Source organism: Paenibacillus sp. TY11 (assembly GCF_059772165.1).
The window spans coordinates 1-670 of record NZ_JCBAIQ010000067.1 but is presented as its reverse complement, the minus strand read 5'-3'; the positions used below and the strand labels follow the sequence as shown (position 1 = coordinate 670).

General features: G+C 44.2%; 1 pseudogene. It reads right to left on the bottom strand.

The window, feature by feature from the left end:
• Nucleotides 1-670: pseudogene (locus AC6EJC_RS26825) on the bottom strand (IS3 family transposase); the annotation flags it as partial.

The following is a 670-nucleotide window of genomic DNA, read 5'->3' as shown; positions in this document are numbered from 1 at the left end:
TTTGAGCAACGTTTCTGTCGCCAGATCCATGGTGATTCTCTCAGACACATGGTAAGCTAGAATTTCGTTTGTGGAACCATCCTTAATCGTGGATAAATATGCTCGTTGACCTTTTCCATAGACTAAGTAGGTAATATCGGTGAGCAACACTTTGCCGGGCACTTCCTGTTTAAAGTTGCGCTTCAACAAGTTAGGCAGGGTCCGATGTTCCTGAGTCGCCTTCAGCATTCGCTTGTATGGATTGGCTCTTCGGAAAGGACAGACCATACCATATTTTTTCATGATCCTCCGTATTCTTTTCAGATTATAAACCACCTGAAATGGTCCCTCTAAAATCATCTTGATGGAACGGGCTCCTCGCTTACGTTTTTTGAAGTGGAATGCCTTGGTTATCGTATGCTTAACCGCTTCATCGTGCTGTTCTTTTGGATGGCGCAGGTTGACGGATGTAGAGGACCAATAGCGATAATAGCCGCTCTTGGAGACGGCTGTAATCTTACATAGATAGCCTACCATCCGCTTCAGCTTGTATTTCTGAATCACATCTTGAATTAGGATATATTTTTGGCAAGGCGCCAGTTCTACCCCTTGTTTCCCAGCCTCCGTTCTGCCAGACGAATCTTTTTTAACAGTTCGTTCTCAGCCTTCAATAGATGGATTTGTGCTTCAA